We start from the raw sequence: 7,393 nt of genomic DNA, 5'->3' as shown, positions 1-7,393 counted from the left end.
CAAACCAATCAACACACAACCATGCACACAAAAAATAAAAAGTACATTGGCACACTATTGAGTTCTCAAACATCATCACCACACAACAACCGCACACGCTTCGGCATGCAGCTCATTGTGAGCAAAAAGAATTTTGTTTTGTCAGGGCCTGTTTTCCTATCGCCGCTTCAGCCAGGAACTTTTTTGTTCCTGTGGGGCGCTGTCGGTCGCGCTGACTCGTATTAAGTTACACAGCGACTTAAACAAACACAAATCCCCAGGCCAACCCTTCTTTTGAGCGGTTTAATTTATGCCCATCCAAGCGCTCATTCCGCCTCGGTGCGCGTTCGCTCGGCGAATGTAGGCGGGGAACGTCAATGCCCAGGCCACATAGAAGGCCACCGCCAAGAAAAGCTGGACAACCGCGGGAACCGCCACCTGAGTACACAGAAGGGCTATCCCGGCGATGAGGACCGCATAGAAGGCGAATAGGTGCCAATTCTTCTTTCCCAGAAATTCCAGACTGGCCACTACTGGGGCGCAGGTGGCACTAGGCAGCGCGACGGCCGCAACGAGTTCACCGTCTTTCGCTAGTACTGCGCTGAAGGTTAAGGCGACGACGACAGGGATCAGTCCGAGCACTGCAGTGTGGCGGGCCCAGACGGTACGGCTACCACCAAGCACCGTGTATCCACGAAGGGATACCCGCAAGCTGTGCAAAGCCGCAGCGAGCGCTACCGCCGTCAGTGCCCAGCAGAAACTTCCTAGGAAGCCTAGGACTGGGATTTGATCCTCATACCTGTAGAGAGCAAGACCGATCGCAGGAGCCAAACACGCTGCGCCCCACGCCTTGACCTGGGGGCGATAAATTGCTTGCCCGGCCAAGGTGCGAGGGAACCATCCAAATCCGTTTGAGGGTTGGGAACTGGTCGTGGTGTACCCGGCCCGTTTAGGAGTAGCCCTGCGGTACATGGCCCACGCCGCTGCGAGGGCATAAATGGGCAATGCCCACCACAACTGCACGGTGAGGGCGCCAATAGCTGCCGCTAGTGCGCACAGGGCAACGAGAATGCGGCGATGCTCATTCCAGGTTTTCGAGTCTAGACCCACTAGCTGGTACTTCTTAAAGTCTGGTGCCAGGGAAAGTATTAGTGACAAGGAAAAGATCACCGGGAGCACGTTCCACGTCCGCTGCGCCATGACGGGCATGACAAGCAAAGCGAAAAGGAAAAAGGTCCAGCGCCACCAATCGCCTAGGTACCACAGGAGTTTCATGCTTTCTCCTCCAATGCCAGAACCGCACGCTCCAAGGAGACCTCATTGACCCGCAGGCCATGGGCCTGAGCAGTGCGGAAGATGGGGTCGGTGGTGGTAGAGCGGGCGTCGATAAGCACGCGGTCCCCCAATCCTGTGGTTTCCCTACTGAGTACGCGGAGGTCGAGCTCTGTAACCGCGGCGTTGAGAGCCTCAGGTGGGCCGGTGAGCTCAAGAATTCCCTCGATGAAGTCATCAATGGGGCCTGAAATTGGGTTATCCCCCATCAGCGAAACGGTATCTAGGAGGCCCGCCACCTCATTGAGGTGATGGGTGGAGATGACGATGGTGCGGCCGTGCTCCTCGCGCAGCACCTGATAAAAGAGTTCGCGGCGCTGTGCATCGAGGCCGAGGTAGGGTTCGTCGAGGAGCATGACTTCGCAGCCAGAAGCAACGGCAAAGATGAATCCCACCGCTGACTTTTGCCCGCGGGACAGGGAAGAATAGGCCTTGGCCGGTACGTCGAAGCGAACCAACAGCTCATTGAACCGCTCCTCATCCCAGCGCGGCCAGCGCGCCTTACCAATAACACCCAGCTTTCCGATGCCCCAGGAATCCGGCAGCGGATTATCAATCCCCATCAAAATGACTCGGTTAAGGACCGACTGCTTGTCAAAGGGCTCTTCGCCGAAGACGGTGATACCGCCAGATTGGATTTGGCCAGCAATTTTGCGCAGGAGCGTGGTTTTGCCGATGCCGTTGGGGCCAACTAAGCCGTGCGTCATGCCATCGGCAAAGGTGAAATCTCGTGTCTTAATCATGAGTACATTCCTCGGCTTTCTGCAACGCGATCAAATAGGTCATGGAGCTGGGCGCGGTCGTAACCTAGACGAACGGCTTCGTCGACAAGCGGTGCCATATACTCCGCCGCGAAATCAGCGCGGCGGCGCTCGCGGATCGTGTTCAGGGCCCCTTCCGCCACAAACATGCCAATGCCGCGGCGCTTATCCAGCACCCCGATATCCACAAGGAGGTTTATCCCCTTCCGGGCAGTGGCCGGGTTGATGTTGTGAAAATCAGCAAGCTCGTTAGTGGAAGGGGCCCTATCCCCCTCGCCCAAGGTCCCGTCCACGATGGCGTCTTCCACCAAGGAAGCAATCTGGCGGAAGAGTGGTTGCGTGGAATTATCCATTGGCTCTCGGTTCGTTGGTTAGTTACTTGTGTAACCAACCATATCGGCAACACCCCACCCCTGCAATACTTCCAAAGAGAAAACTTTTTTGCTGCCACTGCGCTGGGATTTTGTCCAAAGTTATCGACGTTTTGTGACTAATGGGGCACACTGGAAACCACAAAGAATTTTATTTAGAACAATTAGAACGGAACTTAGGAGCCATGCTTGAACGCACACTCGTCTTTGTCGATACCTCATACTTGCTCGCTAGCTTTTATAACTCGTGGGAAACGGGTGCCCGCGCACAACTAGAAATCGATCTGCCCGAGGTAGTCAGCACCATGGGCGGGATGATCGAGAACCAACTCGGGACCCCCATCCAGCGCCAATACTGGTATGACGGCATTCCCGATACCGGCCCGCACCGCTACCAGCGCGCCCTGCGCACCTGCGAAGGGGTCCAGCTGCGCACCGGTCAGCTCATCGAATGGGGTGAGCGCCGCACCCAAAAGGCCGTAGATACCCGCCTCGTGGCAGACATGGTCATTGCCGCCATGAAGGGCCAATTCACTGACTTTGTGCTCGTCAGTGGCGATGCAGACATGATTCCCGGTGCTCAAGCCGCCGTGGATAATGGCATCCGCGTACATCTTTATGGGTTTGGCTGGGACTCCATGTCCTCCGCACTGCGCCATGCCTGCGATTCCACCACCATCTTGGACCCTCGCGAGGACTTCGCAGACGCTATGGAATTGCAGGTCCTAGAAGGCCCGCTTCCTCCAGTGGTGCGCGAAAATGCGCATAAAGAGGGCGAGGAAATGCCCGAACCGGATGAATGCGGCGAGCCCTCAGAGGTGGAGGCAGCCTTCGGCGCCACAGAAAAGCCCACCCCGGCCCCGACACCCAAGCCGGCTCCGCCCAAGGCGGATGCCGCAGAGGATTCCCCCGCCGAGGAAGACTCTCCGGCGGAGAAGCCGGCGCCCAAGCCATCCATGATGGCACCGCGCCGCAAGCTGCGCTCTAAGTATGTGCCGCTGCCGGAAGAAGTATGGAGCTCGGCCGGCTTCCAATCCCCATTCGACGTGGGCCAGCAATACGCCTCGTGGTGGTTCGATAACGCTGCTAGCACCGAGCAGCGAGATCAGGCACATCTACTTTCAGGCGGCGGGCTCCCCCCGGAGATCGACCGTCCGCTGTTGCAGTTTGCCTGCGAGACCCTGCACGAATACACCCTGACCGAAACCCAACGCGTGAACCTGCGCGATGGATTCCACTCAGGGATTCGTGGGGTTCTGATTAATGTTCGCCGGCAGAATTAATCGCCAGACTCGAGCTCTTTCTTCTTTTTAAGATCCGCCCGGATGGCATCGAGGCGAGCAGTCGCCTTCATGTCATTGCCGGCGGCTTGGATCTCATTAATGCGATCGCCGCCGGTGGCGTGCTGCAATTCTTGCGCGCCAAGGGCATCGGCGTAGCGCTTTTCAATCTTGGCACGCACAGAATCAAGAGTAGGTACAGAATCGTCCGGGTTGAGCTGATTCATGGAATCAATAGCCTGGGCGTTCTTTTCTTGCATAGCCGCCTGGTCCGCCTGGGCCTCCAGCTGGCTAACCTGCGCTAGTTGTTCCTTCAAGCGCACCTCAGACTGCTGCTGCTGGCTCTTGGCCTGCGCGGCAGCCTGCTCTGCGGCGGCGTACTGCTGCTTAACGTCTTCCAGCTCCTGCTCCACTGCTACCAGCTGGGAGGCAACCACTTCCGCAGCCTGGTTATATTCGGAAGCTTTTTGCGGATCCTCCGCAGAATCCGCCAGCTCCAACGCGCGCTGGGTTTGAGACTGGTAATCCTGCTGGGACTTGACCAGGCGGTTCATCTGCATCTCCAGCTGGGACTTATGACCGATGATTTCTGCGGCGTGATCAGAAATCTGCTGGTGCTGCTCCTTAGCGGCCTGGACGGCCTGCTGGATCTGCACCTTCGGATCAGCGTTCTCATCAATCTTCTGATCGAAGGAACTCATCATGTACTTCCAGCCCTTGCTGAAGGGGTTAGCCATTATCTTCTCCTTTGGACATAAAAAGACGCTTTCTAGCGAGTTTAGCGATACTCACCAGAAAGCGCCCAGGAAGCTAGCGGGGATTAACCCTGCGCGTTCTGCTCTTCTACCTGGCGGCGAACCTCCGCCATATCGAGCTCCTTGACCTGCTTCAGCAGGTCTTCCAATGCTGCAGGTGGCAGCGCGCCAGCCTCGCGGAAGACCAAGATGCCATCGCGGAAGATCATCAGCGTAGGAATGGACTGAATCTCCAGCGCGGATGCGAGGCCCTGGTTGGCCTCGGTATCAAGCTTGGCAAAGGTAGCATCCGTGTGCTCTTCGGAGGCCTTTTCAAAAACCGGCGCAAAGCGCTTGCAGGGGCCGCACCAATCGGCCCACGCGTCTACGAGCGTAATGCCCTCGCCGGTAACGGTTTCTTCAAAGTTTTCTTCGGTGACATCGATAGTAGCCATGGTTATTCTAACTCCTTTGCGGATTGCTTTATTCCCCAACGTACATGAAATATCCTTGTCATATACCCCTAGGGGGTATAAAATGGTCCCGGAAACCAACCCTAAGAAAGGATCATCATGAGCACCAAGAACTACACCGTAGAGGGCATGACCTGCGGACATTGCGAAATGTCGGTAAAGGAAGAAGTCGGCGAAATTTCCGGCGTTAGTGAAGTCACTGCTGACCACACCACCGGCGCCGTTACGGTTACCGGAACCGATTTCACCGACGAGCAAGTAGCGGCCGCCGTGGCAGAGGCCGGCTACACGCTGAAGTAGGAACCACCATGTCCCACTTGGACCTTGGCGTAACGGGAATGACGTGCACCTCCTGCTCCTCCCGCGTCGAGCGCAAGCTAAACAAGCTCGAGGGAGTAAGCGCCAGCGTCAATTTCGCTACCGAGGCGGCGGCCATCGAGTATGACTCCCAGTCGGTAAGTCCACAGGAGCTCATTTCGGTGGTAGAGAGCGCAGGATACGGCGCCTTCGATATGGCGGGGGCGAAGGCGGAGGAGCCCCAAGCCGAGAAGAGCAGTGACGGAGGGCTACTGCGCCGCACCATCATCTCTGGTGCCCTATCGCTACCGCTCATGGTGGTATCGATGTGGCCGGCACTGCAATTTCCCAATTGGCAGTGGGCCTGCGCCATCGTGGCCACCATCGTTTATATCTTTGGTGGCGCACCATTCCACACTGCAACGTGGACAAACCTCAAGCACGGTTCTTTCACCATGGACACGCTTATCACCATGGGAACCTCGGCGGCTTATTTTTGGTCGCTGTGGGCGCTGTTTTTTGGCAACGCGGGCGAACCGGGCATGAAGATGCACATGACGTTGGATGCGAACACGGCGCAGATGGATCACATCTATTTCGAGTCCGTGGGCATGGTCATTACCTTCCTCCTACTCGGCCGGTGGTTCGAGGCACGGGCCAAAGGCCAGTCCTCTGAGGCCCTGCGGGAGCTGCTCTCCCTAGGCGCTAAGGAAGCCTCGGTGCTGAGGGAGGGAGGCGAGCAGCGCATTCCCATTGCCCAGTTGCAGGTAGGCGATGTCTTCGTAGTACGCCCGGGCGAAAAGATCGCCACCGATGGCATCGTTGTTGCCGGTAACTCGGCGGTCGACGCCTCCATGATTACCGGCGAGCCCGTGCCCGTTGAGGTCGGCTCCGGCGATGCGGTGACCGGCGCGACCATTAATGCCTCTGGCAAGCTTGAGGTGCGCGCGACCAAGGTGGGCGAGGATACGGTACTGGCCCAAATGGCCCAGCTGGTCACGGATGCACAAACGTCCAAGGCGCCGGTACAGCGCCTCGTGGACCGCATTGCGCAAGTCTTCGTCCCCGCGGTCATTGCCGTAGCAGTGCTGACACTCCTTGCCCATCTCTTCTTCGGCGGGGTGGCCCCGGCCTTTATCGCCGCGGTCTCCGTCCTCATTGTGGCCTGCCCTTGCGCTATGGGCTTGGCGACGCCCACCGCGATCCTCGTCGGCACCGGCCGCGGAGCGCAGCTCGGGCTTGTCATTAAGGGCCCTGAGATCCTGGAATCTACGCGGCAAATCGATACCATCGTCATGGACAAGACCGGCACGGTCACGGCCGGAGAGATGTCCGTTTCCGCCGTACACGGCGATGTCCTCGACTTGGCCGCGGCCGTGGAACACAACTCCGAACACCCCATCGCTCGCGCCATCGCAAGAGAGCGCAGCGTTCAGCCGGCTACCGACTTCGCAGTGGTTCCGGGTGGCGTGGAAGGAACTGTGGAGGGGGTCCGGGTGGGCGTCGGCAAGCGCCAAGGCCCGTTGGGCGACCTGGAAGCGCCGTTCCGCGCCGCACAGGACGCTGGTGCCACGCCGGTGGTCGTCACCGTCAACGGACAGCCCGCAGGCGTCATTGAGGTGCGCGATACCATCAAGCCCAGCTCGGCCGCCGCCGTAGCGCAGATGAAGGAACTGGGGCTCACCCCTTACCTGCTGACCGGTGATAATGCCGGGGCCGCTCACGCCGTGGCTGCCGAGGTGGGAATCGACCACGTCAGCGCCGAGGTCCTACCAGAGGACAAGGTGAACCACATCAAGGAGTTGCAGGCCGCTGGGCACACCGTGGCGATGGTGGGCGATGGCATTAACGACGCCGCGGCACTGGCCCAAGCCGACCTTGGCCTCGCCATGGGCGCGGGTACCGACGTCGCAATCGAAGCCTCCGATATCACCCTCATGAATGGCGATCTGCGTTGCGCCGCTGATGCTATTCGGCTCTCGCGCCGCACACTAGCAATCATTAAGGGCAACCTCTTCTGGGCCTTCGCCTATAACGTCGTACTCATTCCCGTGGCCGCGCTGGGCTGGCTCAACCCCCTGCTGGCCGGCCTGGCCATGGCACTGAGCTCGGTTTTTGTAGTTACCAACTCACTACGACTGAAAGGTTTTTCTGTTCAGCGATAGT

Annotated in this window: 9 protein-coding genes; 4 read left to right on the top strand and 5 right to left on the bottom strand. The window is 58.5% G+C overall.

Annotated features, from left to right (window positions below; all coding sequences use genetic code 11):
• Nucleotides 1-225 (top strand): hypothetical protein (locus QP941_RS07905; protein ID WP_284868608.1); only part of this gene is annotated, 225 nt, incomplete at its 5' end.
• 57 nt (nucleotides 226-282) lie between these two features.
• Here QP941_RS07905 and QP941_RS07900 read toward each other — a convergent pair.
• The 3 genes from QP941_RS07900 to QP941_RS07890 are packed head-to-tail and all read right to left on the bottom strand — an operon-like array spanning nucleotide 283 to nucleotide 2,425.
• Entirely contained in the window at nucleotides 283-1,254 is a 972-nt protein-coding gene (locus tag QP941_RS07900; protein ID WP_284868607.1) for a beta-carotene 15,15'-monooxygenase, read from the bottom strand.
• Nucleotides 1,251-2,054, bottom strand: a complete 804-nt coding sequence (locus QP941_RS07895; protein WP_284868606.1) for an AAA family ATPase — start codon at nucleotides 2,052-2,054, stop codon at nucleotides 1,251-1,253. The genes QP941_RS07900 and QP941_RS07895 overlap by 4 nt, the downstream gene beginning before the upstream one ends.
• Nucleotides 2,051-2,425: a GntR family transcriptional regulator gene (locus QP941_RS07890; RefSeq protein ID WP_284844543.1), complete on the bottom strand. Its 375-nt coding sequence runs from the start codon at nucleotides 2,423-2,425 to the stop codon at nucleotides 2,051-2,053. Before QP941_RS07890 ends, QP941_RS07895 begins: the two co-directional genes overlap by 4 nt.
• A 203-nt stretch (nucleotides 2,426-2,628) precedes the next feature.
• Between QP941_RS07890 and QP941_RS07885 the strand changes: the two genes are divergently transcribed.
• A complete protein-coding gene (locus QP941_RS07885; protein ID WP_005325960.1) occupies nucleotides 2,629-3,726 on the top strand; it encodes an NYN domain-containing protein in 1,098 nt (365 codons plus the stop codon).
• On the opposite strand, the gene QP941_RS07880 is transcribed toward QP941_RS07885, so the two are convergent.
• Complete coding sequence (locus QP941_RS07880; RefSeq protein WP_284788000.1) at nucleotides 3,723-4,460, bottom strand: PspA/IM30 family protein; 738 nt, start codon at nucleotides 4,458-4,460, stop codon at nucleotides 3,723-3,725. The two genes, QP941_RS07885 and QP941_RS07880, sit on opposite strands and share 4 nt — an antisense overlap.
• Nucleotides 4,461-4,543: 83 nt before the next feature.
• Nucleotides 4,544-4,912, bottom strand: coding sequence for a thioredoxin (trxA, locus tag QP941_RS07875; protein ID WP_005325956.1), 369 nt, complete (start codon nucleotides 4,910-4,912; stop codon nucleotides 4,544-4,546).
• Nucleotides 4,913-5,029: 117 nt separating this feature from the next.
• Between trxA and QP941_RS07870 the strand changes: the two genes are divergently transcribed.
• Nucleotides 5,030-5,230 (top strand): heavy-metal-associated domain-containing protein, encoded by a 201-nt coding sequence (locus QP941_RS07870; RefSeq protein WP_005325954.1) that lies wholly within the window; start codon nucleotides 5,030-5,032, stop codon nucleotides 5,228-5,230.
• A gap of 8 nt (nucleotides 5,231-5,238) precedes the next feature.
• Nucleotides 5,239-7,392, top strand: coding sequence for a heavy metal translocating P-type ATPase (locus tag QP941_RS07865; protein ID WP_284868605.1), 2,154 nt, complete (start codon nucleotides 5,239-5,241; stop codon nucleotides 7,390-7,392).
• Nucleotide 7,393: the final 1 nt, after the last annotated feature.

This window comes from Corynebacterium sp. MSK150 (assembly GCF_030229215.1).
Lineage (GTDB): Bacteria > Actinomycetota > Actinomycetes > Mycobacteriales > Mycobacteriaceae > Corynebacterium.
This window is presented reverse-complemented; position numbering and strand designations above follow the sequence as displayed.

Bases quoted from the DNA above. Each gene is read 5' to 3' on its own strand.
- QP941_RS07900 (WP_284868607.1), bottom strand. From the start codon at position 1,254: ATGAAACTCCTGTGGTACCTAGGCGATTGGTGGCGCTGGACCTTTTTC.
- QP941_RS07895 (WP_284868606.1), bottom strand. From the start codon at position 2,054: ATGATTAAGACACGAGATTTCACCTTTGCCGATGGCATGACGCACGGC.
- QP941_RS07890 (WP_284844543.1), bottom strand. From the start codon at position 2,425: ATGGATAATTCCACGCAACCACTCTTCCGCCAGATTGCTTCCTTGGTG.
- QP941_RS07885 (WP_005325960.1), top strand. From the start codon at position 2,629: ATGCTTGAACGCACACTCGTCTTTGTCGATACCTCATACTTGCTCGCT.
- QP941_RS07880 (WP_284788000.1), bottom strand. From the start codon at position 4,460: ATGGCTAACCCCTTCAGCAAGGGCTGGAAGTACATGATGAGTTCCTTC.
- trxA (WP_005325956.1), bottom strand. From the start codon at position 4,912: ATGGCTACTATCGATGTCACCGAAGAAAACTTTGAAGAAACCGTTACC.
- QP941_RS07870 (WP_005325954.1), top strand. From the start codon at position 5,030: ATGAGCACCAAGAACTACACCGTAGAGGGCATGACCTGCGGACATTGC.
- QP941_RS07865 (WP_284868605.1), top strand. From the start codon at position 5,239: ATGTCCCACTTGGACCTTGGCGTAACGGGAATGACGTGCACCTCCTGC.